This window comes from Pseudomonas sp. R28(2017), assembly GCF_002112505.1.
Lineage (GTDB): Bacteria > Pseudomonadota > Gammaproteobacteria > Pseudomonadales > Pseudomonadaceae > Aquipseudomonas.
This window is the reverse complement of record NZ_NEHW01000011.1, coordinates 114,099-137,976: the sequence shown is the minus strand read 5'-3', so window position 1 is coordinate 137,976 and position 23,878 is coordinate 114,099. Positions and strand designations below refer to the sequence as shown.

General features: G+C 65.4%; 26 protein-coding genes and 1 pseudogene. 11 read left to right on the top strand and 16 right to left on the bottom strand.

The window, feature by feature from the left end; all coding sequences use genetic code 11:
- Window positions 1–136: 136 nt before the first annotated feature.
- The 5 genes and pseudogenes from CAF78_RS19730 to CAF78_RS19710 form a co-directional block, all read right to left on the bottom strand.
- Window positions 137–1,840: an amidase gene (locus CAF78_RS19730; protein WP_085676980.1), complete on the bottom strand. Its 1,704-nt coding sequence runs from the start codon at window positions 1,838–1,840 to the stop codon at window positions 137–139.
- Between the two features lie 136 nt (window positions 1,841–1,976).
- Window positions 1,977–2,816, bottom strand: a complete 840-nt coding sequence (gene yghU, locus CAF78_RS19725) for a glutathione-dependent disulfide-bond oxidoreductase (RefSeq protein WP_085677064.1) — start codon at window positions 2,814–2,816, stop codon at window positions 1,977–1,979.
- A gap of 152 nt (window positions 2,817–2,968) precedes the next feature.
- Window positions 2,969–3,235, bottom strand: a pseudogene (locus CAF78_RS19720) (NAD(P)/FAD-dependent oxidoreductase); the annotation flags it as partial.
- An 82-nt stretch (window positions 3,236–3,317) separates the two neighbouring features.
- Window positions 3,318–3,920 (bottom strand): helix-turn-helix domain-containing protein, encoded by a 603-nt coding sequence (locus tag CAF78_RS19715; RefSeq protein ID WP_085676978.1) that lies wholly within the window; start codon window positions 3,918–3,920, stop codon window positions 3,318–3,320.
- A 39-nt stretch (window positions 3,921–3,959) separates the two neighbouring features.
- The gene (locus tag CAF78_RS19710) at window positions 3,960–5,912 is read right to left on the bottom strand and encodes an FAD-dependent oxidoreductase (RefSeq protein ID WP_085676977.1); all 1,953 of its coding nucleotides are present in this window, start codon (window positions 5,910–5,912) and stop codon (window positions 3,960–3,962) included.
- 188 nt (window positions 5,913–6,100) lie between these two features.
- Between CAF78_RS19710 and CAF78_RS19705 the strand changes: the two genes are divergently transcribed.
- Both CAF78_RS19705 and CAF78_RS19700 read left to right on the top strand, forming a co-directional pair.
- The gene (locus CAF78_RS19705; protein WP_085676976.1) at window positions 6,101–7,144 is read left to right on the top strand and encodes an ABC transporter substrate-binding protein; all 1,044 of its coding nucleotides are present in this window, start codon (window positions 6,101–6,103) and stop codon (window positions 7,142–7,144) included.
- A gap of 53 nt (window positions 7,145–7,197) precedes the next feature.
- On the top strand, window positions 7,198–7,953 hold the full coding sequence (locus CAF78_RS19700; protein ID WP_085676975.1) for a class II aldolase/adducin family protein: 756 nt from the start codon (window positions 7,198–7,200) through the stop codon (window positions 7,951–7,953).
- Window positions 7,954–8,097: 144 nt separating this feature from the next.
- Here CAF78_RS19700 and CAF78_RS19695 read toward each other — a convergent pair whose 3' ends face one another.
- Window positions 8,098–9,495 (bottom strand): cytosine permease, encoded by a 1,398-nt coding sequence (locus CAF78_RS19695; protein ID WP_085676974.1) that lies wholly within the window; start codon window positions 9,493–9,495, stop codon window positions 8,098–8,100.
- A 234-nt stretch (window positions 9,496–9,729) separates the two neighbouring features.
- Here CAF78_RS19695 and CAF78_RS19690 point away from each other — a divergent pair, with 234 nt between their 5' ends.
- The 4 genes from CAF78_RS19690 (at window position 9,730) to CAF78_RS19675 (ending at window position 11,783) form a co-directional block, all read left to right on the top strand.
- Entirely contained in the window at window positions 9,730–10,617 is an 888-nt protein-coding gene (locus CAF78_RS19690) for an EamA family transporter (RefSeq protein ID WP_085676973.1), read from the top strand.
- 58 nt (window positions 10,618–10,675) lie between these two features.
- Complete coding sequence (locus CAF78_RS19685) at window positions 10,676–10,996, top strand: YbjQ family protein (protein WP_016394960.1); 321 nt, start codon at window positions 10,676–10,678, stop codon at window positions 10,994–10,996.
- Window positions 10,997–11,132: 136 nt separating this feature from the next.
- Window positions 11,133–11,321 carry a hypothetical protein gene (locus tag CAF78_RS19680; RefSeq protein ID WP_027916803.1) on the top strand — a complete coding sequence of 63 codons (189 nt, stop codon included), beginning with the start codon at window positions 11,133–11,135 and terminating at the stop codon, window positions 11,319–11,321.
- Window positions 11,322–11,480: 159 nt separating this feature from the next.
- Window positions 11,481–11,783, top strand: a complete 303-nt coding sequence (locus CAF78_RS19675) for a hypothetical protein (RefSeq protein WP_085676972.1) — start codon at window positions 11,481–11,483, stop codon at window positions 11,781–11,783.
- On the opposite strand, the gene CAF78_RS19670 is transcribed toward CAF78_RS19675, so the two are convergent.
- The 3 genes from CAF78_RS19670 to ampC all read right to left on the bottom strand — a co-directional run bounded on the left by CAF78_RS19670 (window position 11,774) and on the right by ampC (window position 14,050).
- On the bottom strand, window positions 11,774–12,196 hold the full coding sequence (locus CAF78_RS19670; RefSeq protein ID WP_085676971.1) for a group II truncated hemoglobin: 423 nt from the start codon (window positions 12,194–12,196) through the stop codon (window positions 11,774–11,776). The genes CAF78_RS19675 and CAF78_RS19670 overlap by 10 nt on opposite strands.
- 89 nt (window positions 12,197–12,285) lie before the next feature.
- Window positions 12,286–12,618 (bottom strand): hypothetical protein, encoded by a 333-nt coding sequence (locus tag CAF78_RS19665; RefSeq protein ID WP_027916800.1) that lies wholly within the window; start codon window positions 12,616–12,618, stop codon window positions 12,286–12,288.
- Between the two features lie 295 nt (window positions 12,619–12,913).
- A complete protein-coding gene (ampC, locus tag CAF78_RS19660; protein ID WP_085676970.1) occupies window positions 12,914–14,050 on the bottom strand; it encodes a class C beta-lactamase in 1,137 nt (378 codons plus the stop codon).
- A 119-nt stretch (window positions 14,051–14,169) separates the two neighbouring features.
- On the opposite strand from ampC, the gene CAF78_RS19655 reads away from it, so the two are divergent.
- Entirely contained in the window at window positions 14,170–15,162 is a 993-nt protein-coding gene (locus CAF78_RS19655; protein ID WP_371856914.1) for a bile acid:sodium symporter family protein, read from the top strand.
- A 123-nt stretch (window positions 15,163–15,285) separates the two neighbouring features.
- On the opposite strand, the gene CAF78_RS19650 is transcribed toward CAF78_RS19655, so the two are convergent.
- Both CAF78_RS19650 and CAF78_RS19645 read right to left on the bottom strand, forming a co-directional pair.
- The gene (locus CAF78_RS19650; RefSeq protein WP_085676968.1) at window positions 15,286–15,879 is read right to left on the bottom strand and encodes a DUF4157 domain-containing protein; all 594 of its coding nucleotides are present in this window, start codon (window positions 15,877–15,879) and stop codon (window positions 15,286–15,288) included.
- The gene (locus tag CAF78_RS19645) at window positions 15,866–16,429 is read right to left on the bottom strand and encodes a TetR/AcrR family transcriptional regulator (protein ID WP_085676967.1); all 564 of its coding nucleotides are present in this window, start codon (window positions 16,427–16,429) and stop codon (window positions 15,866–15,868) included. Before CAF78_RS19645 ends, CAF78_RS19650 begins: the two co-directional genes overlap by 14 nt.
- Before the next feature lie 87 nt (window positions 16,430–16,516).
- Between CAF78_RS19645 and CAF78_RS19640 the strand changes: the two genes are divergently transcribed.
- Both CAF78_RS19640 and CAF78_RS19635 read left to right on the top strand, forming a co-directional pair.
- Window positions 16,517–17,248, top strand: coding sequence for an SDR family oxidoreductase (locus CAF78_RS19640; RefSeq protein WP_085676966.1), 732 nt, complete (start codon window positions 16,517–16,519; stop codon window positions 17,246–17,248).
- 26 nt (window positions 17,249–17,274) lie between these two features.
- Window positions 17,275–17,868 carry a 2-hydroxychromene-2-carboxylate isomerase gene (locus CAF78_RS19635; RefSeq protein WP_085676965.1) on the top strand — a complete coding sequence of 198 codons (594 nt, stop codon included), beginning with the start codon at window positions 17,275–17,277 and terminating at the stop codon, window positions 17,866–17,868.
- 38 nt (window positions 17,869–17,906) lie between these two features.
- Here the strand turns inward: CAF78_RS19635 and CAF78_RS19630 are convergent, their stop codons facing one another.
- The 4 genes from CAF78_RS19630 to CAF78_RS19615 form a co-directional block, all read right to left on the bottom strand.
- A complete protein-coding gene (locus tag CAF78_RS19630; protein ID WP_027916793.1) occupies window positions 17,907–18,452 on the bottom strand; it encodes a cupin domain-containing protein in 546 nt (181 codons plus the stop codon).
- Between the two features lie 78 nt (window positions 18,453–18,530).
- Complete coding sequence (locus CAF78_RS19625; RefSeq protein WP_085676964.1) at window positions 18,531–19,736, bottom strand: MFS transporter; 1,206 nt, start codon at window positions 19,734–19,736, stop codon at window positions 18,531–18,533.
- An 86-nt stretch (window positions 19,737–19,822) separates the two neighbouring features.
- Entirely contained in the window at window positions 19,823–20,356 is a 534-nt protein-coding gene (locus CAF78_RS19620; protein ID WP_085676963.1) for a cytochrome b, read from the bottom strand.
- Complete coding sequence (locus CAF78_RS19615; protein WP_085676962.1) at window positions 20,353–21,399, bottom strand: catalase family peroxidase; 1,047 nt, start codon at window positions 21,397–21,399, stop codon at window positions 20,353–20,355. Before CAF78_RS19615 ends, CAF78_RS19620 begins: the two co-directional genes overlap by 4 nt.
- A 130-nt stretch (window positions 21,400–21,529) precedes the next feature.
- Between CAF78_RS19615 and CAF78_RS19610 the strand changes: the two genes are divergently transcribed.
- Together CAF78_RS19610 and CAF78_RS19605 are read left to right on the top strand one after the other, a co-directional pair.
- Window positions 21,530–22,051 (top strand): sigma-70 family RNA polymerase sigma factor, encoded by a 522-nt coding sequence (locus tag CAF78_RS19610; protein WP_085676961.1) that lies wholly within the window; start codon window positions 21,530–21,532, stop codon window positions 22,049–22,051.
- Entirely contained in the window at window positions 22,048–22,800 is a 753-nt protein-coding gene (locus tag CAF78_RS19605; RefSeq protein WP_085676960.1) for an anti-sigma factor, read from the top strand. The genes CAF78_RS19610 and CAF78_RS19605 overlap by 4 nt, the downstream gene beginning before the upstream one ends.
- A 115-nt stretch (window positions 22,801–22,915) precedes the next feature.
- Here the strand turns inward: CAF78_RS19605 and xthA are convergent, their stop codons facing one another.
- Complete coding sequence (gene xthA, locus CAF78_RS19600) at window positions 22,916–23,728, bottom strand: exodeoxyribonuclease III (protein WP_085676959.1); 813 nt, start codon at window positions 23,726–23,728, stop codon at window positions 22,916–22,918.
- Between the last annotated feature and the right edge of the window lie 150 nt (window positions 23,729–23,878).

The following is a 23,878-nucleotide window of genomic DNA, read 5'->3' as shown; positions in this document are numbered from 1 at the left end:
GAATTTTGCGATTCGCTTTTGCAGGCCCATTCGCGGGCAAGCCCGCTCCCACAGGTACTGCACAGGCCTCGGCACTGCGCAAACCCTGTGGGAGCGGGCTTGCCCGCGAATGGGCCGCAAAGCGGCCCTGCTGGTATCAGCCCAAGGCTGGGGTGCGCGGCGGAATCATCCGGCGCGAGCCGGTGGCCTCGAAGGCCGCGCCGAAGCTCAGCAGCGCATTGTCGCTGTACGCCTTGCCGGCAAAGGTCAGCCCCACTGGCATGCCGATATCGGCCATCACGCCCATCGGCACGGTCACGGTCGGCACGCCCAGGTGACGGATGGCCAGGTTACCGTTGGCCACCCAGATGCCGTTGCTCCAGGCGATGTCCGCCGATGCCGGGTTGACGTCGGCATCGGCCGGGCCGACGTCGGCCACGGTCGGGAACAGCACGGCGTCCAGGCCTTGCGCGTCCATCCAGTCTTCGAGGTCCATCTTGCGGGTCTTTTCCAGCCCGCGCAGGCCGTCGGGCAGGGTCTCGATCTGGTCCCAGGTCTTCAGGCCGCGCTTGGCCATGTTGACGTATTCATCCATGCCGGCGGCCAGGTCGTCCTCACGGTTGGGCAGGGTGCCCGGGTCGTGCGGGAAGATCTGCGGGCCGTCGACGTCGGCCAGGCGGTTGAGTTTCGGGTCATCGTTGGCACGCAGGAAGTCGTCGAAGCCCCAGCCCGACAGCTCCCACAGTTCGTCATGCAGGAATTCCTTGCTGACGATGCCGCGGTTGTAAACCGTTGGCGCGCCCGGGCGGTCGCCTTCGCAGTTGGACACCAGCGGGAAGTCGACTTCCAGCACTTCGGCGCCAGCTGCTTCCAGGGCCTGACGGGCCTGCTGCCACAGGGCGATGACGCTGTCGCGGGTATTGATGCGCTGGCCGGTCGGGCCGCCGATGCCAGGCTTCTCGGCGGTGCCGGCGGCTTCGTCCTTGTTGATGTACATGCGCGGTACGCCAAAACGCTTGCCCTTGAGCGCGCCGGCGTCGACGGCCAGGTCAAGGTAGGACGCCGGGCGCACCGAGGAGGCGGCCGGGATCGGTACCCAAGGCTGCAGGCGCCACAGGTCGCCGCGCTTGTCGGCATCGTCGGCAACCACCACGTCGAGGATTTCCAGCAGGTCGGCCATGGTCCGGGCGTATGGCACCACCACGTCCATGGTCGGGGTCAGCGGCCAGTTGCCGCGTACCGAGATCACGCCACGCGACGGGGTGTAGGCGCACAGGCCATTGTTCGAAGCCGGGCCGCGGCCGCTCGACCAGGTTTCCTCGGCCAGGCCGAAGGCGCTGAAGCTGGCCGCAGTGGCGGTGCCGGCGCCATTCGACGAGCCGGAGGCGAACGGGGCGGTCAGGTACTTGGCGTTGTACGGGCTTTCGGCGCGGCCGTAGACGCCACGCTGCATGCCGCCATTGGCCATCGGTGGCATGTTGGTCTTGCCCAGGCACACGGCACCGGCGGCGCGCAGGCGCTCGATGGTGAAGGCGTCGCGCTGGGCGACCAGGTCCTTGAACGCCGGGCTGCCGGACGCGGCCGTCAGGCCCTTGACCAGGTAGCTGTCCTTGGCGGTGTAGGGGATGCCATCCAGCGGGCTCAGGGGCTGGCCCTTGGCGCGGCGGGCGTCGGAGGCCTCGGCTTCCTTGAGCGCCTCAGGGTTGCGCACGACCACGGCGTTCAGCGCGGTGGCGGTGTCGGCGCCGTCGTAGGCGTCGATGCGTGCCAGGTAGGCCTTGACCAGCTCGACCGCCGTCGTGCGGCCGGTTTCGAGCGCGTCGCGCAGCTCGGCAATGGAAACCTCGGTTACCTCGATCATGCTTTCACCAAAATTTGTGCAGGTTGGGGCTAGTGCGAGGAGTGTACAAGAAGGGATCGGGGGAGGGAGGTTTGCGCCGCAGAAATGGTTTTTTGCAACGGGGCATTGTCGGGGCCGCGCAGCGGCCCCGTTGCCCTCAGTCCAGGTCGGCCGCCGAATGCCGCTCGGGCACCTGGCTGGCCTCGTCGCCCCAGGTGCGGTTGACCCGGGTGCCGCGCTGTACGGCCGGGCGTTGGGCGATCTCCTCGGCCCAGCGCTGCACGTGCGGGTATTCATCCACTGCCAGGAACTCGGCCGCACCATACAGGTTGCCGCGCACCAGTTGGCCGTACCATGGCCACACGGCGATGTCGGCGATGCTGTATTCGTCGCCGCCAAGGTAGCGGCTGACCGCCAGGCGGCGTTCCAGCACGTCGAGTTGGCGCTTGGCTTCCATGGTGAAGCGGTTGATGGCGTATTCGAATTTTTCTGGCGCATACACGTAGAAGTGGCCGAAACCGCCGCCCAGGTAGGGCGCTGAACCCATCTGCCAGAACAGCCAGTTCAGGCTTTCGGTGCGTGCGGCCGGGGTCTTGGGCAGCAAGGCGCCGAACTTTTCCGCCAGGTGCAGCAGGATCGAGCCGGATTCGAACACCCGCACCGGTGGCTCGACGCTGCGGTCGAGCAGGGCGGGGATCTTCGAGTTGGGGTTGACCTCGACGAAGCCGCTGGAGAACTGGTCGCCGTCCCCGATGCGGATCAGCCAGGCGTCGTACTCGGCGCCGCGGTGGCCCAGGGCGAGCAGTTCTTCAAGAAGGATGGTGACCTTGACGCCGTTGGGCGTGGCCAGGGAGTACAGCTGCAGCGGGTGCTTGCCGACCGGCAGTTCCTTGTCATGGGTCGGCCCGGCAATCGGCCGGTTGATGCTGGCGAACTGGCCGCCGGACGCGGCATCGTTGCGCCAGACCTTGGGCGGGACATACGGGGGCTTGCTCATGCACAGGTTCTCCTTGAAAAACGCGAAAGCGACCACGTCAATGACGTTGACCTGCATCTATGCCACGGGTTCGGAGAAAAGCGCAAATGCATCGGGCGCGGGCGTCAGCTGCATGCCGGGCTGGTTGCGTTTGCGTGGCAGGGCCACAGTTGTGCCGCGATCAGCCGATCATAGGGCAGGCTGCAGCGGGTGCCGGACGGGGTGCGGTAGTGGACGCGCCGGCTGGCGGTGTCGACATGCGAGGTCGTGCCGCGTACCAGGCACAGGTTGCTGCCGGTGAACGGCTGTTGCAGTTCGGTCTGGGGTGCCAGCAAGGTGACCTGGGCGTCCCGCTGGCCCTGCAGGTTCAGTTGGCGGATGGCGCTCAGGGCGCTCCATGGGCCGGCGATGCCGGTGCCAATGATCAGGATATTGTTCATCGTTGTGCTCCTGGAAAGTCCGAAAGACACAGTAGACCGTAATTGCAGTCAACGATGTTACGGGGCCAGCAGGCAGTTCTTTTCAAAATGTTGGCGGGGTGATCACCCAGATCACCACGGCGTCCACTTCGCCAGGGTTGCCATAGCGGTGCGGCTCCTGGCTGGAGAAGCTGAAGCTGTCGCCTTCGCCCAGCAGGAAGTGGCGCTCACCCACCCACACCTCGAAGCTGCCCGACAGCACATAACCCGCTTCGTCACCCTCATGGCTGTAGCTCTGCTGGCTGTAGGTGCCCGGCGGAAAGCGCGAGTGCAGCATCTCCAGTTGACGGTTGGGTTGCGGGGTGAGCAGCTGGTCGACGATGCCATCCTCGTAATGCACGCTAAGCCGGCTGTTGCGCCGCACCACGTAACCCTGGTCTTCGGGGGCGGTGGTGGCTTCGCTGGCGAAGAACCACTGGATGGTCACGCCGAGGCTGCGGGCGATGTTGAACAGCGCCGGGATCGACGGGTATGACAGGTTGCGCTCCAGCTGGCTGATGTAGCCGGCGGTCAGCTCGCTGTGTGCCGCCAGCTCCGCCAGGGTCATGCCGCGGCGCTTGCGCAGGCCGCGAATGCGGCCGCCGAGGAACTGCGGCGCGGCGCCGCCATCTTCGGCGGCGGGCGGAATCTGGGGCTGTTGGCTCATGCGCTTCGGTCCATCGGGAAAGCCGCAGTATTGACTGGCTCAGAGCGCCCAGGCAACTGTCAGGCCATCGTGGATGGCCTCTTCGACCGTGCGTGGTGCCAGGCAGTCGCCGATGCGCCGTACCTCCACCAGGCCGGCCAGTTCCGCTGCCAGGGTGTCTTGCGGTTGATGGCCAAGGCACAGCACCAGGCTGTCGATGCCTTCGAAGATCATCGGCTCACCGCTGGCAGTGTGCTGCAGGTACACGGTGTTGTCGTCGCTGCCGTACAGGCGGGCATAGGGCGTGATCGGGATGCCCAGGCGGTGCAGCTCACCGGCCAGCTGGTCGCGCACGTACAGCGGCAGGCTTTCGCCGCAATGAGTGCCGTTCACGGCCAGCTGCACCTGGTGGCCATCGCGAACCAGGCGCTCGGCGATGCCGGGGCCGATCCAGTCGCTGCGCCAGTCGATCACCAGTACCGAACGGCCCAGGCTGACCTCGTTGCGCAGCACCTGCCAGGCATCCACGACCTGCAACTCGCCGCTGCGCTCGAACGTTGGCCAATATGGCGTGGCGCCAGTGGCGGCAATCACCAGGTCGGGGCGTTCGCGCTCGACCAGTGCGCGGTCTACCCGCGTATTACGTACTACGCGTACGCCTGCCAGTTCCATCTCCCGCTGCAGATTGGTGCTGGCACCGCCGAATTCGCTGCGCCGGGGCAGCAGCTGGGCGAGCTGTATCTGGCCGCCGAGTTGTGTACTGGCTTCGTACAGTGTGACGTCATGCCCACGGGCCGCGGCAACGGCTGCGGCCTTCATGCCGGCCGGGCCGCCACCGGCCACCAGGATGCGCTTGCGCACGGTCACCGGAACCGGGGTTTCGTACTGCAGTTCGCGGCCGGTTTCCGGGTGCTGGATGCAGGAGATCGGCAGCCCCCGGTGGAAGTGGCCGATGCAGGCCTGGTTGCAGGCAATGCAGGCGCGCACGTCTTCGACCTGGCCGCGCTCGGTCTTGGCCGGCATCTGCGGGTCGCAGATCAGTGCGCGGGTCATGCCACACACGTCGGCCTGGCCACGCGCTAGGATCAGTTCGGCTTCCTGCGGCTGGTTGATGCGCCCGGTGACGAACAGCGGGATGTGCAGGTGCTGCTTGAAGGTGCCGGCCTCGCGCGCCAGGTAGGCCGGGGCGATGGCCATGGGCGGCACGATATGCACGGCGCCACCCAGCGACGCCGAGGTGCCGGCGACGATGTGCAGGTAATCGACCTGATCCTGCAGGGCCTGGGCGGCGGCGAGCGATTCGTCTTCGCTCAGGCCCTCGCTGTCGCGCTCGTCGGCGCTGATGCGCAGGCCGACGATGAACTGCTCGTCGGTGGCCGCCCTGACTGCGGCCAGCACTTCGCGCAGAAAGCGCAGGCGCTGTTCCAGCTCGCCGTTGTAGCCGTCGTTGCGCTGGTTGACCCGCGGGTTGAGGAACTGCGCCGGCAGGTAGCCATGGCTGGCCACCACCTCGACACCGTCCAGGCCGGCCTGGTGCAGGCGCCGGGCAGCGCTGGCATAGCCCTGGACGATCTCGTCGATCATCGCCTGGTCCAGCGCGCGCGGCATCACCCGGAAGCGCTCGTTGGGCACCGACGAGGCCGAGTAGGCCACCGCCAGCAGGCCGTCCGCCGATTCCATGATCTCCCGCCCCGGGTGAAACAGCTGCGACAGCACCACGGTGCCATGGGCGTGGCAGGCCTCGGCCAGGCGCCGGTAGCCGTCGATGCAGGCGTCGTCGGTGGCCATCAGCACGTGCGAGGTGTAGCGGGCACTGTCATGCACCCCGGCCACCTGCAGCACGATCAGGCCGACACCGCCGGCGGCGCGGGCGCGCTGGTAGGCGATGAGCTTGTCGTTGACCAGGTTGTCGGTGGGCAGGCAGGTGTCGTGGCCGGTCGACATGATGCGGTTCTTCAGGCGTTTGCCGCGGATCTGCAGGGGTTCGAACAGGTGGGCGAAGGCGGTCGTCATGCGGGCGGCTCCGGTGCGGTGTTGTTCTTGTTTTTCTCATGAAAGTGTAGCGGCAGTAAAAAATCAACTTGTTTTTTAACTGGTGCCCGACTAGCTTTTTCCCAGCCACGGCCGTGGCGCGTGACCTCACTACAACAAGAAACGGGCCTTCCAGCTGATGCTGGACGGCACCGACAGGAGGCAACTCGATGCAGGCATTTCCTCGCAGTACCGGCCTTTGCGCAGCGCTCTTGGCCTGGGGCCTGGGCAGTGCGCAAGCGGCGCCGCAGATGGTCGTGGTCGGCTATGGCGGCGCTGGTCAGAAAGCCCAGGACGTGGCGATCTTCCAGCCTTTCAGCGCCCAGGACGGCAGCCAGTTGATCCAGAGCGAATACAACGGCGAGATGGCGCGCATCCAGGTGATGGCCGATACCGGCAATGTCGACTGGGACGTGGTGCAGATCGAGGGGCCGGACCTGATGCGCGGCTGCGACGAGGGCATCTACGAGCACCTCGACTGGCAGCGCCTGGGGCGTGCCGCCGAACTGATCCCCGCAGCCGCCCAGGATTGCGGTTCGGCGGCGCTGGTGTGGAGCGTGGCGATTGCCTACGACCGCGACAAGCTGGCCCAGGCGCCGACCTCGTGGGCCGATTTCTGGAACGTGCAGAAGTACCCGGGCAAGCGCGGCCTGCGCAAGCGCGCGGTGTACAACCTGGAGTTCGCCTTGCTGGCGGACGGGGTCAAGGTCGAGGACGTATACAAGGTCCTGTCGACCCCCGCTGGTGTCGAGCGTGCCTTTGCCAAGCTCACTGAGCTCAAACCGTATATCCAGTGGTGGGATGCCGGCGCGCAGCCGGCGCAATGGCTGACGGCGGGTGATGTGGTGATGACCTCGACCTACAGTGGCCGCATCGCCGTGGCCGCGCAGCAGGGCAGCCCGCTGGCGGTGGTCTGGCCGGGTAGCCTGTATGGCATGGACTACTGGGCGATCATCAAGGGCTCGAAGCATGTCGACCAGGCCAAGCGGCTGATCAGCTATGCCAACCAGCCGGACACCCAGGTGCGTTACGTCGAGCAGATCCCCTATGGGCCGACCAATACCCAGGCGGCGGCCAGGCTCGACCCGTCGCTGGCCAGCTGGGTGCCGACCTCGCCGCAGAACCTGCAGGGCGCCTTGGCAATGAATGTAGAGTTCTGGGTCGACCATGGCGAAGTGCTGGAACAGCGCTTCAATGCCTGGGCAACCAAATGATGTAGTTTATCGGGGCTGCCTGGCAGCCCCAATTTCCAACAGGAAGAACAACAATGACCGCCACGGAACAGACCCTGCGCCAGCAACTGGCCGCCTGCTACCGCCTGATTGCCCATTTCCGCATGTCGGACCTGATCTTTACCCACATCTCGCTGCGCCTGCCGGGCCCCGAGCACCATTTTCTGATCAACCCCTACGGCCTGCTGTTCGATGAAATCACCGCCTCGAGCCTGGTCAAGATCGACCTGCAGGGCCGGCCGGTGGAGCCCACCGAATACCCGGTCAACCCGGCCGGGTTCGTCATCCACAGCGCCATCCATGCCGCTCGCGAAGATGCCCAGTGCGTGCTGCATACCCACACCCGCGCCGGTTGCGCGGTGGCGGCGCTGGAGTGCGGGTTGCTGCCGGTCAACCAGATGTCGATGGAGTTCCATGGCAAGGTCGCCTACCACGATTATGAAGGCATCGCCCTCGACCTCGACGAGCAGCAGCGGCTGGTGGCGGACCTGGGCGACAAGCCGGTGATGATCCTGCGCAACCACGGCCTGCTGACCACCGGGCGCTCGGTGGCCGAGGCATTCTTGCGCATGTATTACCTGGAGAAGGCCTGCGACATTCAATTGGCAGCGCAGAGTGCCGGGCAGCTGGTGCTGCCGTCGGAAGCGGTGTGCGCGCATACCGAGCGGCAATTCAATGAGCCGATGCGGGGCCTGAAGCAGGGGGAACTGAATGACCCGGATGCACTGCAGCTGGCCTGGGGGGCCTTGCTGCGGATGCTGGAGCGGATTGCACCCGATTATCGCGACTGACTGACCGGTCCTATCGCAAATAAATCCGGCTCAGCCGGCCGGCAACCTGGTTGCGATGTATTGCGTTATCTGCAGGCAAAAAAAGACCTGTGGGAAGGGAGCAGTCCCTGGCCGCAGGTCTTTTTGAGTCAGGGGGGCATGTGATCAGCGCGCCTCCGGCACGATCATGCTGGCCGGTGCCTCGGCGGCACGCCGGCGCGCCACGCAGTAGTACAGCACGCTCGGCACCACCAGGCCGATCAGCCACGACACGTCCACACCACCCAGGTGCGCGACCATGGGGCCGGTGTACAGCTTGGTGTCGATGAACGGCATCTGCACCAGCACGCCCAGGGTGTAGACGCTGATGCCAGGCCAGTTCCAGCGGCCATAGCGGCCCTCCGGGTCGGCCAGGGCGGGGATGTCGTAGCGCTCTTTGGTGATGAAGTAGTAATCGACCAGGTTGACCGCGCTCCAGGGCACGAAGAAGGTCAGCAGGAACAGGATGAACGACTTGAACGCACTGAGGAACGAGTGCTGGCCGAGCAGGGCCACCAGGGTGGCGGCGCCAACGATGGCCAGCACGAACACAAGGCGTTGCACGCGGCTGATCGCCAGGTGGCCACGGAAGCCGCTGATGATGGTGGCGATGCACATGAAGCTGCCATAGGAGTTCAGCGTCGAGATGGTCACCTTGCCGAAGGCGATACTGAAGTACAGCAGCGCAGCGGTGGTGCCGGCACCGCCGAGGCCGACGATGTAGGCCACTTCATGCCCGCTGAACTGCCCGCCGGCGATTGCTGCGGCAAACACGCCGAGGATCATCGATGCCTGTGCGCCGATGACCGAGCCAAGGCCAGCGGCGAGGAAAGTCTTCACCGGCGAAGTGCTGCTCGGCAAGTAGCGCGAGTAGTCCGCCACGTAGGGGCCGAAGGCGATCTGCCAGGAGGCCGCCAGCGACACCGCGAGCAGGAAGGTGGCCCAACTGAAGTGGCGGTTTTCCAGCAATTGGCCGATGTCGGCGAGCATCAGGATGCGGCTGAACAGGTAGACGAAAGCGATGATGCCCAACACGCTGGCGACCCGGCCAATCCAGTGGATCACCCGGTAGCCGGCGAGGGTCGCGAGCACGATCACCGAGGCGAAGATAAGGATGCCGGTGCTGTCGCTGACGCTCAGCAACTGACCGATGGCTTGCCCGGACAACACCGTGCCGGTGGCGGTGAAGCCCATGTACATCAGGCACACCAGCACCATCGGGATGGCCGCGCCATACACGCCGAACTGCACGCGGCTGGAGATCATCTGCGGCAGGCCCAGGCGCGGGCCCTGGGCCGCATGCAGGGCCATCACCGCGCCGCCGATCAACTGGCCAAGCAACAGGCCGATCAGCGACCAGAACACGTCACCGCCGAGCACCACGGCCAGGGCGCCGGTGACGATGGCGGTAATCTGCAGGTTGGCGCCGAGCCAGAGGGTGAACTGGCTGTACAGCCGGCCATGGCGCTCGGCTTCGGGAATGTAGTCGATAGAGCGCCGTTCGAGCACGGATTTGCGAGACATTGAGGGCTCCACTTCATTGTTTTTGTGTCAGGGAGGAGGGCCATCGCTGCGCATGGCGCGGACGGCTTTTGCCTGATATCAGCATGTCTATACAAGTAAGGTCAAGTGAAGTTTGCGCAGCATAACAGCCAATCTGTAGTGCAAGGGTTGGCCACAACTGTGCTGGTCCCTGGCCGGAAAATGGCCTTATGCTGTTACGAAATATGTCTAGAACGCCTGAAGAAGGAAGCTGCAATGCCGCTCAAGGACCTGCTGATCGCCCTGGTGGTGATTGTCGCCTGGGGAGTCAATTTCGTGGTCATCAAGGTCGGCCTCGATGGCTTGCCGCCGATGCTGCTGGGCGCATTGCGCTTTCTGCTGGTGGCGTTTCCGGCCGTGCTCCTGGTCAGGCGACCGAAGCTGCCGTGGCGCTGGCTGATCGCCTACGGTGCGACCATCTCCCTGGGCCAGTTCGCCTTCCTCTTTCAGGCCATGTACAGCGGCATGCCACCGGGCCTGGCATCGCTGGTCTTGCAATCGCAAGCGTTCTTCACCCTTGGCTTTGCCGCGCTGTTCCTGGGTGAACGGCTGCGCCTGGCCAGTGTGCTGGGGTTGCTGGTGGCTGCCAGCGGCCTGGCGCTGATCGGCAGTGAAGACAGCGGCCATGTGCCGCTGGTGGCGCTGCTGCTGACCTTGTGTGGCGGGGCGATGTGGGGCATGGGCAACATCATTACCCGCCGCTTTGGCTCGGTGGACCTGGTGGCGCTGGTGATATGGGGCGGGTTGATTCCGCCGCTGCCGTTCCTGGCCTTGTCGTGGTGGCTGGAAGGGCCGGAGCGGATCGGCCACTCGCTGGCCAACATTGGTTGGAGTTCGGTGCTGGCACTGGCTTACCTGGCATTCGTTGCCACCATGCTCGGCTACAGCTTGTGGAGCAAACTGCTGTCGCGCCACCCGGCGGGCAAGGTGGCGCCGTTTTCGTTGCTGGTGCCGGTGATCGGCCTGAGTTCGTCGGCATGGTTGCTGGGTGAGCGGCTTACAGCAGTGCAGGGCTGGGGTGCATTGCTGGTGATGCTCGGCTTGCTGGTCAACGTGTTCGGGCCGAAGCTGGGGCAGCGGCTGCGTGCGGTCAGCGCGCAGTAGCGGAAGCGGCCGGCGCTTTTGGTAGACTTGGCCTTTTTGCAAGGCCAAGGAGCTCAACATGATCATCACCACCACCAGCCAGCTCGAAGGCCGCCCGATCGCCGAGTACCTTGGCGTGGTCAGCTCCGAATCGGTGCAGGGCATCAACTTCGTGCGCGATTTCTTCGCACGTTTTCGTGACTTCTTCGGTGGCCGTTCGCAAACGCTGGAAAGCGCCCTGCGCGAGGCCCGCGAGCAGGCCACCGAGGAACTCAAGGCGCGGGCACGGCAGTTGCAGGCTGATGCAGTGGTAGGCGTGGACTTCGAAATCAGCATGCCGTCGGTGCAAGGTGGCATGGTCGTGGTGTTCGCCACCGGCACTGCCGTGCGGCTGAAGTAGCCAAATGCCACTGGTCGGGTCTGTCGGGTTTGTCCGGGCAGTCCGCTTGTGACCGGCTAGTCTCACAGGCACAGGTCGCGTTTTTCAGGTCAGCCCATTGCTGGCCGACGCGGTCGCCACTGAATGGAGACAGGGCATGAGCGAGTCCTTTTTCGAAGACACGAACGATGCATTCCCGATCAACAGCCAGGTGCGTTGCGGTCAGGCGGCGTTCCGCCTGGGCTTTGCCCACATGACCCTGGATGAATCGGAAGACCTCAAGCCTGCACACCTGCAGCGCAGCAAGAAGGGCCGCTTCACGCCACGGGTGCCCGCCAGGAAGTAAGCCTCGAAAAAGTGAACCTGCTCACACAACCCCGCCCAACGGCGGGGTTTTTGTTGGTATTGCTTGATCCTGCTCATGGTAACCGTGGGTTGCCCTCGCGGCGGCAGCGCAGTTGTGGTCTTCTGGCGGCGCATCCAGGAAAGAGAGGATTGATTTTTCATGCGAGTCAGGGACGAGACCTATTGGCAGTGGGCCGACGCACAGTTGCACAGCCGCTGCCACGACGAAGTACTCAGCGACGGCACTTCGCTGGACATCCAGGTGCGCCTGTCGCGGCTCGGCGCCACGCAGCTGTTCCTCGGGCTCTACGGCCAGGACGGCAGGGCACTGCTGGAGGAGTACTACCCGGCGCGGCCCGGCGAAACCATGACCCGCGCGCTGGTGTGGGGTGTGGACCGGGCTCGGGCGCTGGCCACCGGTGCGCTGCCGTTGCCCGTGTTGCAGCGGCGCCTTCAGGCCTGAGGGTGGCGGGCGCCGGCGGCCTGGACGATGCGCTGGGCTGGCACCGCAAGCTGGCGCAGCAGGTAGTCGGCGAACGCCGGCTCCCAGGGCTGCAAGGCAATTGCGTCACGCATGCATGTCAGCCAGATCGCTGCGTGTTGCGCGTCGATCGGCCATTGCGCATGGAATGACGGAATACCGATCGAGCCATAGCGCTCGGCGTACAGCCGTGGCCCGCCCAGCCAACCACTGAGAAAGCACGCCAGCTTGTCGCGCGAGCCGGCGAGGTCGGCCGGGTGCATCTGCCGCACCGGGGCGGCTGCCGAGTCCTGATCCATCAGCCGATAGAAGTCGTCGACCAGCCGGCGCAGGCCGTCGATGCCGCCGACGGCCTGGTACGAAGCATCGCCAGTGCCATATGCAGGGGTAGTCATAAGGGGCTCCACAATCACGGGCCGGCATTCTAACAGGCATGAAAAAGCCCGGCCTATGCAGGCCGGGCTCCGTAAGTGGCGGCGAACCCTCAGTTCAGCGGTTCGATCACCTTGACTGCCTGCCGCTCACGGGCGGCGGGCCATTCTTGTTGCAGGGTCTGCAGCACGCGGCCGACGAACTCGGTGTCGGCGGCGGCCTTCTTACCGACGTAGCCCTGGCCACGGCGGTAGACCTTGAAGCGGGCGCGCATGCTGGGCAGGTGCGCTTCGAATTCATCTTCGACCGTGTTCGGCGGCAGGCGGTCGATGCGCACCTCGCCGGTCTGGCTGACCCACAGCAGGTGGTCGTCGAGGCTGTCCTTGCGTACCGCAAACAGCTGGGCCAATTGGTCGATAGTCGGATTGTTGTTCAAGTTCATCATAAAGCCCCCATCACCTATTTGTTGTTGATTGTCACAGTTGGCGCCACAGGTTGTAGCGCACTACCAAGGCTGCTACAGCAGCATCGCAACAGGGGCTTTCTCACGCTGCCTTTTGGACAGATTCCCTCTCCACGGACGGCCTGCGTTACCGCGCAAGCCGTCTGGAACACCCTTGCCACCGCTCCCGATCAGGGAGACGGCTTCATCATGCACAAGGCAGATGAAGGGCGTCAATGGTTTTGTAGTGAATATTTTTATGCACTACATTTTGTCTTACAATCCAGTCGGCGGTGACTCAGTGGTCGAGGTTGGAGAGGATCTGGAACGCCGCGCGCACACGGGCTTCGTTGGGGTAATTGCGGTTGGCAAGCAGGACGATGGCCTTGCCTTCGGACGGGATGAACGCGGCGTAGACGCCGAAACCGTTGGTGGATCCGGTCTTGTTGTACCAGGCTGCGGGCAGGGCCGGGAGCGCTGGGTTCAGGCGTTGGGTGGCCTGGGGCTCACGAATCAGCCGCGAGCTGTTGCCGTCGACCAGCGTGTCCAGCGCGACCGGGTACGGGTAGCGTTCCCAGCCCAGGCCCTGGGTCATGGCGCCCACCTTGAAGTAGCCGGCCTGGGTGATTTCGGTGGCCTTGCGCAGTGCCGGCGGCAGTTCGGCAGGCTGCATGTGCAGACGTACGTAGCGCAGCAGGTCGCTGGCGCTGGTCTTGATGCCGTAGGCTTCGTCGGCATAGGGGCCGGGGCTGACGCGTACCGGGCGGTTTTGCGCGTCATAGCCTTGGGCATACAGGCCCTGCGCGCTCTGCGGTACCTGCAGGTACGTGTGTCGCAAGCCCATCTGCGGCAGCAGGTGTTGGGTCATGACCTCGGCGAAGGGGCGTTGTTGCGCACGCGCCGCGAGGTCGCCGAACAGGCCCAGGCTCGGGTTGGAATAGCAGCGCTGGGTGCCGTGCTCGGTGCGCGGCTGCCAGTTACGGAAGAACGCCAGGGCCTGCTCTGGGGTCTGCACCTCATCGGGGAACTGCAACGGCAGGCAATCGGCGCTGTAGGCACCGAATTCCAGCACGCTGTCATCGCCCAGCGGCGCGCCGGCCAGTGCAGGCTGGTAGCGCCGAGCAGGGGCCTCGAGGTCCAGTTTGCCTTCGGCACTGGCCAGGGCGGCGAGGGTGGCGGTGTAGGTCTTGCTCAGCGAGCCGATCTCGAACAGGGTATCGGCGCTGACCGCCTTGCCATCGGCCTTGCTGGCCACGCCATAGCTGAAGTAATGCGCCTGGCCGTTGGCATAGACCGCCACGGCCATGCCGGCGATGTCCTGCGCTTTCATCAGGGGCCGGATGACTTCGTCCACCCGGCCTTGCAAAGGCTCGGCAGCGTGCGCCGAGGCGAAGCCGAACAGGATGAACAGTGGAGCAAGACGTACGAGCGGCATGCAAAGGTCCTTTTCGTGGATGTGTCCGTTGAGCGACACCGATGGGGGTTCCGGCGTTAGCAGGAAAAAACCCGAGACCTTATCGTCTGGCCCTGCACAACGACAAGATGGAAACTGTTATGAAGTATTTGCGCATGTTGTTCGACAACTTCACCCTGTGCCTGCTCGGGGTGGTGCTGATCGCTACCGTGCTGCCGTGCTCGGGCGACGGCGCGGTGTATTTCGGCTGGCTGACCAACCTGGCGATCGGCCTGCTGTTCTTCCTGCACGGTGCCAAGCTGTCGCGCGAGGCCATCATTGCCGGTGCTGGCCATTGGCGCCTGCATCTGTTGGTGTTCTCCTGCACCTTCGTGATGTTCCCGTTGCTGGGCCTGGCGTTCAAGCCACTGTTCGTGCCGCTGGTGGGCAACGAACTGTACCTCGGCGTGCTGTACCTGTGCGCGCTGCCCGCTACCGTGCAGTCGGCCATCGCCTTCACCTCGCTGGCCCGCGGCAATGTGCCGGCTGCCATCTGCAGCGCAGCGGCTTCCAGCCTGATCGGTATCTTCCTCACGCCGCTGCTGGTGATGATGCTGCTCGGCGCCAGTGGCGATACCGGTTCGGGGCTGGACGCCGTGTTGAAGATCACGCTGCAGTTGTTGGTGCCGTTCGTGGCCGGGCAGATCGCGCGGCGCTGGATCGGTGCCTGGGTCAAGAAAAATGCCCGCTGGCTCAAGGTCGTCGACCAGGGTTCGATCCTGCTGGTGGTCTACACCGCGTTCAGCGAGGCCGTGGTCACCGGCCTGTGGCACACCGTGTCGCCGCAGCACCTGGCCGGGCTGTTCGCCGTCTGCGGCATCCTGCTGGCGGTGGTGCTGTTCGGTACACGTCTGCTGGGCAAGGTGCTTGGCTTCAGCCTGGAAGACCGCATCACCATCCTGTTCGCCGGCTCCAAGAAGAGCCTGGCCACCGGGGTGCCGATGGCCCAGGTGCTGTTCGTCGGTAGCGGCATCGGGGCGATGATTCTGCCGCTGATGCTGTTCCACCAGATCCAGTTGATGGTGTGTGCGGTGCTGGCGCAGCGCTACGCCAGCCGCGAGCAGGTGGGTGAGGGCGCTACCGCTTCGTCCTGATGCACTCATGTTGCCTGTTGCGGCCTTTTCGCGGGCACGCCCGCTCCCACAGGATGTGCACCCGTCTTGAGAGCGGTGCGGTACTTGTGGGAGCGGGCGAGCCCGCGAAGAGGCCGGAACAAGTTATCTTGCTTGCCCGGAACTGCGCTCGCGCAATGCCTTCCCCACCTCGGCCTCGATCTTGTAGGCCGGCCCCTCCAGCTCTTCGTAGTTGCGCGTATAGCGCCTGGCAAACTCATTCACCCCAAGCTGCTGATACTGCTGCACATGCTTGAGCTCATGGGCCCACAACGCGACGTTGTCCTCGGCATCACTGGCATGGCGAAAGATGATGGTGTCGATCAGCGTCACTGCGTTCACGTCCGGGTTCTGCAGCATGGCGTTGGCCGCCGTGACCTGCTGCTCGTCACCGACCCGGTAGCGCGCGGCATCGAGCACGGCAAAGTCATACCAAGGTTCCAGTTGCGCGCGAATGTGCAACGGGATCGGTTGGCTGCCGCTGGCAGTGGCCTCGTCGCGCGCCTGTTGCAAGGCAAACGCCAGGCTGCCCGACGCCACGGTCTCGACATCCTTGAGCACTTGCCCGGCCTGGCCGGGGTCGATCGGCGCGCAGAAACAGCCCATCAGGCACACTTGATACTGCCCAGGCGGGCAGGCCTGTTCGGCCAGGGCAGGGGCTGCCAGCAGCAGCCCCAACAGCAGGTTAATCCGCTTCATTCAGTGCCCTGTCGACAAAGCCCTTGCTGGCATCGAGCAACTGCTGTTGCACCGCTTCACTGGCGAGCATGCGCCCGACCACCAGTGCGCCGACGCACTGGCTGATCAGCACCCAGGCCAGCGCCGGGTCTTCCAGGGTTTCGCTCCACGCCGCGTGCAAGCCTACCAGCCAGTGCTCGGCCTCTTCGCGCACGGGCTGTTCGGCGCGGGCGATTTCCACGCCCAGCGGCGGTAGCGGGCAGCCGCCCTCGGCATTGTGCAGGTGGGCCAGGCTCAGGTACTGCTGCAGGCAGCGGCCCAGGCGTTCGCGGCTGGCACCCTGGTTGGCCAGGCGGGCCAGCGGGCTGTTGCACAGTTCCTGACGGACCACTTCGGTGAACAGGTCGTCCTTGGACGGGAAATGGTTGTAGAAGGCGCCGCCGGTCAGGCCGATGGCTTTCATCAGCCCGGCCACGCCGGTACTGGCGAAACCGCCGCGCTTGGCCAGCGCGCCGCTGCTGGCCAGCAGCCTGTCGCGGGTCTGTTGCTTGTGTTCGGTGGAGTAGCGCATGCACGACCTCTTCGCGCTGCTTGACGATGGGGGCGATCATAACATAGCGTTCGTTTACTAAACGATCATTCACCAATGGAGGCAGGCATGGCAGAACAACAAAAGGTGGTGCTGGTGATCGGGGCCGGGGACGCCACCGGCGGCGCGATCGCCAAGCGCTTCGCCCGTGAGGGCTATGTCGCTTGTGTCACCCGGCGCCAGGCAGAAAAGCTGCAGCCGCTGATCGATGAGATCCGCACTGCAGGGGGCCAGGCCCATGGTTTCGGCTCGGATGCACGCAAGGAGGAAGAGGTTGCCGAACTGGTAGAAACCATCGAGCGTGACATCGGCCCGATCGAGGCCTACGTCTTCAACATCGGCGCCAATGTGCCTTGCAGCATTCTTGAGGAGACGCCGCGCAAATACTTCAAGATCTGGGAAATGGCCTGTTTCGCCGGCTTCCTCACGGCCCAGGCCGTTGCGCGGCGCATGGTCACCCGTGAACGTGGCACCCTGCTGTTCACCGGCGCCACCGCGGGCACCCGCGGCGCTGCCGGTTTCGCCGCGTTCGCCGGCGCCAAGCACGGGTTGCGCGCCTTGGCCCAGAGCATGGCGCGGGAGCTGGGGCCACGGAACATCCATGTTGCCCATGTGGTGGTGGATGGTGCCATCGACACTGCGTTCATCCGCGACAGTTTCCCTGAGCGCTACGCGCTGAAGGATCAGGACGGCATTCTCGACCCGGCGCACATCGCCGACAGCTACTGGTTCCTGCACGCCCAGCCCCGCGATGCCTGGACCTTCGAACTGGACCTGCGCCCGTGGATGGAGCGCTGGTAAGCCTGACTGACCAAGGAGTGTGACGCATGAGCAAGACCGTGGAGTTCTACTTCGACCTGGGCAGCCCAGCCAGTTACCTGGCCTGGACCCAGCTGCCGGCCCTCTGTGCCCGGCATGGCGCAACCCTGGTGTACCGGCCAATGCTGCTTGGCGGCGTGTTCCAGGCCACCGGCAACGCTTCGCCGGCGATGATCCCTGCCAAGGGCCGCTACATGTTCACCGACCTGGGCCGTTATGCCCGTCGCTATGGCGTGCCCTTCGGGATGCCGGCGGGGTTTCCGGTGAATACGCTGACGCTGATGCGCGGCGCGATCGGCACGCAGTTGCGTTCACCTGCGCAGTTCGAAGCATTGGTGGCGGTACTGTTCAGGGGGATGTGGGAACAACAGCGCAACCTGAGTGAGGCTGCGACGCTGGACGCAACCCTGAGCCAGGCGGGTTTCGACCCTGCGGCGTTTCAGGCCCTGGCGGTGGATGGCGAGGTCAAGGCCGAACTCAAGCGCGTGACTGAAGAGGCCGTGGCGCGGGGGGTGTTTGGTGCGCCGACCTGCTTTGTCGGCGGGGAGATGTTCTTCGGCCAGGATCGCCTGGATTTCGTCGAACAAGCGCTGAGCCGTTGAGGTGGGATGGCCTCGCCCTTGGCGAGGCCAAACCTGGCTCAGAAATTCGCCGGGGTGTTGGCGCTGATGATTTCCGCCTCGTCCTGGCCAATGTTCTTGAAGCTGTGCGGCAGGGTGGTGGGGATGTAGTAGCCATCGCCCGAGTTGAGGATACTCACCTGGCCATCGACCCACAGCTCCACGGTGCCGCGGGTGACCAGGCCGCATTCTTCGCCTTCGGCATGCACGATCGGCTCACCGGAATCGGCACCCGGGGCGTAAAGCTCGCGCAGCATGCGCATCTGCCGGGCCTCGACGCTGGCACCGACCAGCAGCATGCGCAGGCCATTACGGCCCAGGTCCGGCTGCTCGCTGGCACGGAACACGAAGCGCTCTTCACGCACCGGCTCGTCGAAGCTGAAGAACTCGGCCAGGGTCATGGGGATCCCTTCGAGGAGTTTTTTCAGGGAGCTGACCGAAGGGCTGACACGGTTCTGTTCGATCTGCGAGATCGTCGAGTTGGTCAACCCGCTGCGGCGGGCCAGTTCCCGTTGGGAGAGGTTGTTGCGTTCACGCACCAGTTTGAGTCGCGTCCCCGTGTCCATAGCCGCCTTGTAATCAGAGGTGTTTAAAATAATTAGCGACGCATTAAAACACACTCTGCACGCTTGCGCGCTGTGCTTTCAGACGCGTTGGTCCCGCGGCAGCGGCCACAGCCCGACCAGCAGTAACAGCAGTGCCACTGCCAGGAACGGCAGGCGTGGATCGATGGCATAGACCAGCGTCCCGGCCAGCGGGCCGATCACCGCGCCCATGCCCTGGGCTGCGCCAATGGAGCCAGCGGTGGCGCCTTGTTCCGAGGCCTGCATGGCATTGGCCGCCAGCGCGGAAAACGCCGGGAACACAAAGCCCATGCCGGCTGCGGCGACAAAGTAGCAACTCCACAGCCATGGCGCCGTGGTGGCCAGCGCGCCACAGGCGAAGCCCAGCGCCGACACGCTGGCGCCTACCCGGATCATCTTCAAGGGCGGCCACTCCAGCTGGCGCAGCAGTACCTGCGACAGGATCAACGCGACCCCGACGGTGGTCAGGGCGATGCCGGCCGCCTGTGCGGCATCGGTCGGCGCCAGCTGCAGGCGGTCGAGGGCGAAGAAACCGACGACGATCTGCGACACGGTGACACTGAGCATGGCGCTGAACGCCACCAGCAGCGGCCGGCGCAGCCGCGGGTCGTTGAGCCTGACAGGGCTCGGCGCCTGGTTGTGTGAGAGGGGCTTGGGTTTGAGCTTGAACAGCAGCACCAGGAAGGCGCTGGCCGGCAGCAGCGACATGACGTGAAACGGCAGGCTCAGGCTGTGCCGTGCCAGTACGGCCGCCAGCGCCGGCCCTACCACCAGGCCGACGGCATTCGCCGCGCCCAGCGAAGCCATGGCCCGCGCCCGGCGCTGCGGTTCGACATGGTCAGCGATCAGCGCGTTGCAGCCCACCGGGATGGCGGCGTAGAAGGCACCGATGCAGCCACGTGCCAGCATCAGGCCGACGAACGCCAGGCCCGCCCCCGGCAACCAGCGCAGCGCGCCTTCGACGAACAGGCACAGCAGCCAGTAGGCCAGGGTGAAGCCGGCGCTGCCCAGCAGCAGGATACGACGACGCCCCAGGCGGTCGGACAGCCGCCCCCACGGACGCGCCAGCAGCACCCAGACCACGCCGGCCACGGTCACCGCCGCGCCGGCCTGCCAGGTGGCCATGCCCAGCAGGCGCGAGATCGGCCCGATCAGTGCGACGAAGGCCATCATCGACATGGTGCAGGCCATGTTGGCCAGCAATAGCGGGCGAATGTCCAGGGTGTTGGCAGGGGTAAGCAGGGCAGGGTCCTTTGCAACGTTCATCGGGCAGTCCAGGGCAGGTCGACAATGAAGCTGTCGAGCTTAATGAGAATGATTGTTGTTTGTCGAGCTGCCCGGGCATCAGCCTGTCATTCGCTGCGCCGCACCGGGCCAGGCCACATGCTACGCAACACGCCGTCCCGGCGCACCAACGCATGCATCAGCGCAGCCCCCAGATGCACCAGCACCGTGGCGAACAGCAGGTAGCCGGCCCAGCCATGGGCCTGGCGCAGCACGGCATACAGCTGCAGGTCATGCGGGACGATCGCCGGCAGCTGCAGGGGGCGTGGATAGCCGCCCGCCGACAGCATCGCCCAGCCCAGCAGCGGCATGGCCAGCATCAGGCCGTAGAGCAGCAGGTGCGAGGCGCCTGCGGCGAAGCGCTGCAACGCGGGCAGGTCGGCGGGCAGCGGCGGGTGCGGCAAGGCCAGGCGCAGGCCTATGCGCACGATCACCAGCACCAGCAATGCCAGGCCCGTGGCCTTGTGCAGTTCGACCAGCAGCGGATGGCGCGGTGAAAGGTCGCCGACCATGCTCACGCCGATGAACAGCATGCTGATGATCAGGATTGCCATCAGCCAGTGAACCAGGCGTGCCAAGGGGTGAAAGACTTCGGGTTTCATCGCTGTGCTCCTGCGCCGAGGGACTCGCGGCTGCGGCGGTTGAAGGATTCCGAGTAGGCGGCCGAACGGGCGGCGAGGATCGGGTCGCCCGAGGCTTCTATGCCGCTGGGCAGAATCAAGGGATCGAAGTTCAGGTCACGGCAGGCGCCTTGCTCGGGGGCGTCGACGTGCTCGACCACCAGGGTGCCGGCATCGACGCTGCGCCGCTCGGCCGGCCATGGCCGGGCCGGGTCGTCCACCGCATCGCCCTGGTCGGCCAGTACCAGGCGCAGGGTCCAGCGCAGCGGCCCTTGGGCCAGACGCTGTTGCAGGTCGTGCTGGAGGAACTGCTTGTCGTCGACCTGGCCGGGCAGGGCGGTGAATGGCGTCTGCGGCTCGAGCTGCCAGCGCACCGGGTGCGCCGTGCCGCTGGCATCGATCAGGCGGAAGGCGTTGATGCTGTGGTACTGGGTGCTGGCGAAGCTGTCGCTGGGCTTGTAGCCCGCTGCCCACTGGCGAAACGCCGCGCTTTCCGGGTGGGCGGCGAAGAATGCCTGCAGCTTTGCCGGGTCCGGTTTGCCGGTGGCCGGGTCTGGCGCGCCTGCCAGCACCTGATCGTAGAAGCCCTGCGGGTTGCTGACCGCCAGCACGGGCGGGTTGTTCATGCCAGTGCGCCAGACCTGGCCGTCATCGGTGCTCAGCTGGATCGCCAGGCTGCGCACCGGTACGCCGGTGTCCGGGGCGAATGGGTTGGCACCGCCGATGGCGAAGCGGCCGATCACCGGCACCTGCGCCTGGCTGAAGGCCCGCGCAGTCGACAAATTAGCGGCCAGGCCGCTGGGCTGGAAGTAGCCGCTGACGCACAGGCCCTTGGCGTGGTTCTTGCGGTAGCCTGGATGGTGGCCGGCCTGGGCTTCGAAGGTGTCGATGATGCGTTGCGGGGTCAGTTGCGGCCCGCCGATCCAGCCGGCCGCATAGGCGAAACCGGCGCCCAGCGCCAGCATCACGGCGCCTATGCCGGCCAGGCGCAGCGCCTTGGCGGGGCCTTGCAAGGGTGAGTTCATGGTCGTCATCCGGTTCAGTGAAGGTGCCGGTACGACGGGGCAGGGAAAAACTTATTCCATCGATGGGAATAGATTTTCTTGCCAGGCGTCTGCCCCATACACTGACAACCCCAGCGCCCGGTACCTGACCATGCACGATCTGGACGAACAGCAGTGGCGCGAGTTGCTGCAGCGCCTGCGCCGCTTTGCCCTGTGGCTGACCCGCGAGCCCGGCAGCGCCGATGACCTGGTCCAGGCCACGGTCGAGCGCGCCTTGAGCCGCCGTGGCCAGCAACGCCAAGCCGAGGCCTTGCGCGCCTGGCTGTTCACCATTCTCTACCGACTGTTTCTCGACGGTAAGCGCCGCGAGCGCTTGCATGCGCGCTGGCTGTCGTGGTTCGGCCGCGGTGCAATGGCAGATGAGGCGGTGGGTGACAATACCGAGGACATCGTCCTGGCCCAGGCCGACTTGCAGGCCTTCGCCCAGCTGTCGACCGAGCAGCGGGCCTTGTTGCTGCTGGTCAGCATCGAGGGGCTCAGTTACAAGGAAGCGGCAGCGGCCCTGGAGATTCCTATCGGCACGGTGATGTCGCGCCTGTCGCGTGCCCGTGCTGCCTTGCGTGAACTGACCGAAGGCAACCCCCAGCCGCCGGCCTTGCGGAGACTCAAATGACACGCCTGATTCCTGGTGAAGACGAACTGCACGCTTTTGTCGACGACCGCCTTGAGCCGGCGCGGCGTGCCGAGGTACAGGCCTGGCTGGCGGCCAATCCACAGCAGGCGGCGCGGGTCGAGGCCTGGCGCAATGACGCCAGGCGCCTGCGCGCGGCGCTGGCCGGCGTTGGTGAGCAGCCCGGTGTAGCGACGCTTGACCTGCGCCAGGTACAGCAGCGGGTGCGTCAGCGCCGGCAGCGGCGCCTGGCTTCGGCTGCGGTGTTGCTGCTGGCGCTGGGTGTCGGCGGGCTGGGGGGCTGGCAGGCACGGCAGGTGACCTTGGCCAGCCATGAGCTGCCGATGGCTGATGCGGTGCAGGCCCATCGGTTGTTCGCCAGCAGCGAAGCGCTGGATATCCAGGCCAGTGACCCGGCGCAGCTGCGCGATTGGCTGGGCCGGCATTTCAACCGCGTGGGGCCGTTGCCGGATCTGGCGGGGTATGGTTTTCAGCCGGTCGGGGCGCGCTTGCTCAGCAATGAGCAGGGACCGGCGGCGTTGTTGGTGTTCCAGGACCGCAACGGCCAGCGCATCAGCCTGTTCCTGCGCTCGCCGGGTGACCGCTATGAGCGCATGCCGCAGGGGCAGCGGGTCGATGGGCAGTTGGAGGCGCGCTACTGGTCGCATGGGGCGTACAACTTTGCCCTGGTCAGTGCGGCGGACGATGGGCGCGGGGCGGGGGTTGGGGAGGCATTGCGGCTGGGGCTTTAATGGGGATCGTGTGTGCATCTTCGCGGGCAAGCCCGCTCCCACAGGTATTTCACTTTTCTCAGGGACAGTGAAATACCTGTGGGAGCGGGCTTGCCCGCGAAAGCGTCGGAACAGGTCAGCTCAGTTCGAGCCAGATCGGCGCATGGTCCGAAGGTTTCTCCATCCCGCGCAGCTCATAGTCCACACCGGCCGCCTTGATCCGCGGCACCAGGGCCTGGGAGGCCATGATCAGGTCGATGCGCAGCCCGCGCTTGGGTTCGTCCTCGAAGCCACGGCTGCGGTAGTCGAACCAGCTGAAGCGGTCGGCCACCTCCGGGTGCAGGTGCCGGAAACTGTCCACCAGGCCCCAGCCCTTGAGGCGTTCCATCCACTCGCGCTCTTCCGGCAGGAAGCTGCACTTGCCGGTTTTCAGCCAGCGCTTGGCGTTGTCCGGCCCGATGCCGATGTCGCAGTCCTGGGGCGAGATGTTCATGTCGCCCATCACCAGTACCGGCTGGTCGTTCTTGAACTGTTCTTCGAGCAGCGCCTGCAGGTCGCTGTAGAAGCGCTGCTTGGCCGGGAACTTGGTGGGGTGGTCGCGGCTTTCGCCTTGCGGGAAGTAGCCGTTCATGACCGTGATCGGATTGCCGTCGGCATCGGCGAAGGTGCCCCAGATGAAGCGGCGCTGGGCATCCTCTTCATCCGTGGCAAACCCTTTGAACAGGCTCAACGGCGCCTGGCGCGAGAGCAGCGCAACCCCGTAATGGCCCTTCTGGCCATGGTAATGCACGTGGTAGCCCAGCGCCTGGACATCGGCCAAGGGGAACTGATCGTCGCTGACCTTGGTTTCCTGCAGGCCGATCACGTCCGGCTGGTGCTTTTCGATCAGCGCCGCCAGCTGGTGCGGGCGGGCCCGCAGGCCGTTGATGTTGAAACAGACGATCTTCATGGAAAGACAATCCTGGTAAAAGGCCGGATGCTAGCCGACATCGGCGTTCATCACCAGCATGGCAGCCTCGTTCAGGCACTGCTAACGTGCTGGTGGAGGTGAACGATGCGCAGTGGAGCACCTCCAAGGCACTGACATGCCCTTTCCAGG

Excerpts from the sequence above, each read along its gene's own strand:
- CAF78_RS19665 (WP_027916800.1), bottom strand. The coding sequence starts at position 12,618 with ATGATGAACTTGAACAACAATCCGACTATCGACCAATTGGCCCAGCTG.
- CAF78_RS19630 (WP_027916793.1), bottom strand. The coding sequence starts at position 18,452 with ATGGACACGGGGACGCGACTCAAACTGGTGCGTGAACGCAACAACCTC.
- CAF78_RS19610 (WP_085676961.1), top strand. The coding sequence starts at position 21,530 with ATGCACGATCTGGACGAACAGCAGTGGCGCGAGTTGCTGCAGCGCCTG.
- yghU (WP_085677064.1), bottom strand. The coding sequence starts at position 2,816 with ATGAGCAAGCCCCCGTATGTCCCGCCCAAGGTCTGGCGCAACGATGCC.
- CAF78_RS19625 (WP_085676964.1), bottom strand. The coding sequence starts at position 19,736 with ATGAACGTTGCAAAGGACCCTGCCCTGCTTACCCCTGCCAACACCCTG.
- CAF78_RS19695 (WP_085676974.1), bottom strand. The coding sequence starts at position 9,495 with ATGTCTCGCAAATCCGTGCTCGAACGGCGCTCTATCGACTACATTCCC.
- CAF78_RS19645 (WP_085676967.1), bottom strand. The coding sequence starts at position 16,429 with ATGCGCTACTCCACCGAACACAAGCAACAGACCCGCGACAGGCTGCTG.
- CAF78_RS19640 (WP_085676966.1), top strand. The coding sequence starts at position 16,517 with ATGGCAGAACAACAAAAGGTGGTGCTGGTGATCGGGGCCGGGGACGCC.
- CAF78_RS19605 (WP_085676960.1), top strand. The coding sequence starts at position 22,048 with ATGACACGCCTGATTCCTGGTGAAGACGAACTGCACGCTTTTGTCGAC.
- ampC (WP_085676970.1), bottom strand. The coding sequence starts at position 14,050 with ATGCCGCTCGTACGTCTTGCTCCACTGTTCATCCTGTTCGGCTTCGCC.
- CAF78_RS19655 (WP_371856914.1), top strand. The coding sequence starts at position 14,170 with ATGAAGTATTTGCGCATGTTGTTCGACAACTTCACCCTGTGCCTGCTC.
- CAF78_RS19680 (WP_027916803.1), top strand. The coding sequence starts at position 11,133 with ATGAGCGAGTCCTTTTTCGAAGACACGAACGATGCATTCCCGATCAAC.
- CAF78_RS19685 (WP_016394960.1), top strand. The coding sequence starts at position 10,676 with ATGATCATCACCACCACCAGCCAGCTCGAAGGCCGCCCGATCGCCGAG.
- CAF78_RS19710 (WP_085676977.1), bottom strand. The coding sequence starts at position 5,912 with ATGACGACCGCCTTCGCCCACCTGTTCGAACCCCTGCAGATCCGCGGC.
- CAF78_RS19615 (WP_085676962.1), bottom strand. The coding sequence starts at position 21,399 with ATGAACTCACCCTTGCAAGGCCCCGCCAAGGCGCTGCGCCTGGCCGGC.
- CAF78_RS19635 (WP_085676965.1), top strand. The coding sequence starts at position 17,275 with ATGAGCAAGACCGTGGAGTTCTACTTCGACCTGGGCAGCCCAGCCAGT.
- CAF78_RS19715 (WP_085676978.1), bottom strand. The coding sequence starts at position 3,920 with ATGAGCCAACAGCCCCAGATTCCGCCCGCCGCCGAAGATGGCGGCGCC.
- CAF78_RS19700 (WP_085676975.1), top strand. The coding sequence starts at position 7,198 with ATGACCGCCACGGAACAGACCCTGCGCCAGCAACTGGCCGCCTGCTAC.
- CAF78_RS19690 (WP_085676973.1), top strand. The coding sequence starts at position 9,730 with ATGCCGCTCAAGGACCTGCTGATCGCCCTGGTGGTGATTGTCGCCTGG.
- CAF78_RS19705 (WP_085676976.1), top strand. The coding sequence starts at position 6,101 with ATGCAGGCATTTCCTCGCAGTACCGGCCTTTGCGCAGCGCTCTTGGCC.
- CAF78_RS19620 (WP_085676963.1), bottom strand. The coding sequence starts at position 20,356 with ATGAAACCCGAAGTCTTTCACCCCTTGGCACGCCTGGTTCACTGGCTG.
- CAF78_RS19670 (WP_085676971.1), bottom strand. The coding sequence starts at position 12,196 with ATGACTACCCCTGCATATGGCACTGGCGATGCTTCGTACCAGGCCGTC.
- xthA (WP_085676959.1), bottom strand. The coding sequence starts at position 23,728 with ATGAAGATCGTCTGTTTCAACATCAACGGCCTGCGGGCCCGCCCGCAC.
- CAF78_RS19650 (WP_085676968.1), bottom strand. The coding sequence starts at position 15,879 with ATGAAGCGGATTAACCTGCTGTTGGGGCTGCTGCTGGCAGCCCCTGCC.
- CAF78_RS19730 (WP_085676980.1), bottom strand. The coding sequence starts at position 1,840 with ATGATCGAGGTAACCGAGGTTTCCATTGCCGAGCTGCGCGACGCGCTC.
- CAF78_RS19675 (WP_085676972.1), top strand. The coding sequence starts at position 11,481 with ATGCGAGTCAGGGACGAGACCTATTGGCAGTGGGCCGACGCACAGTTG.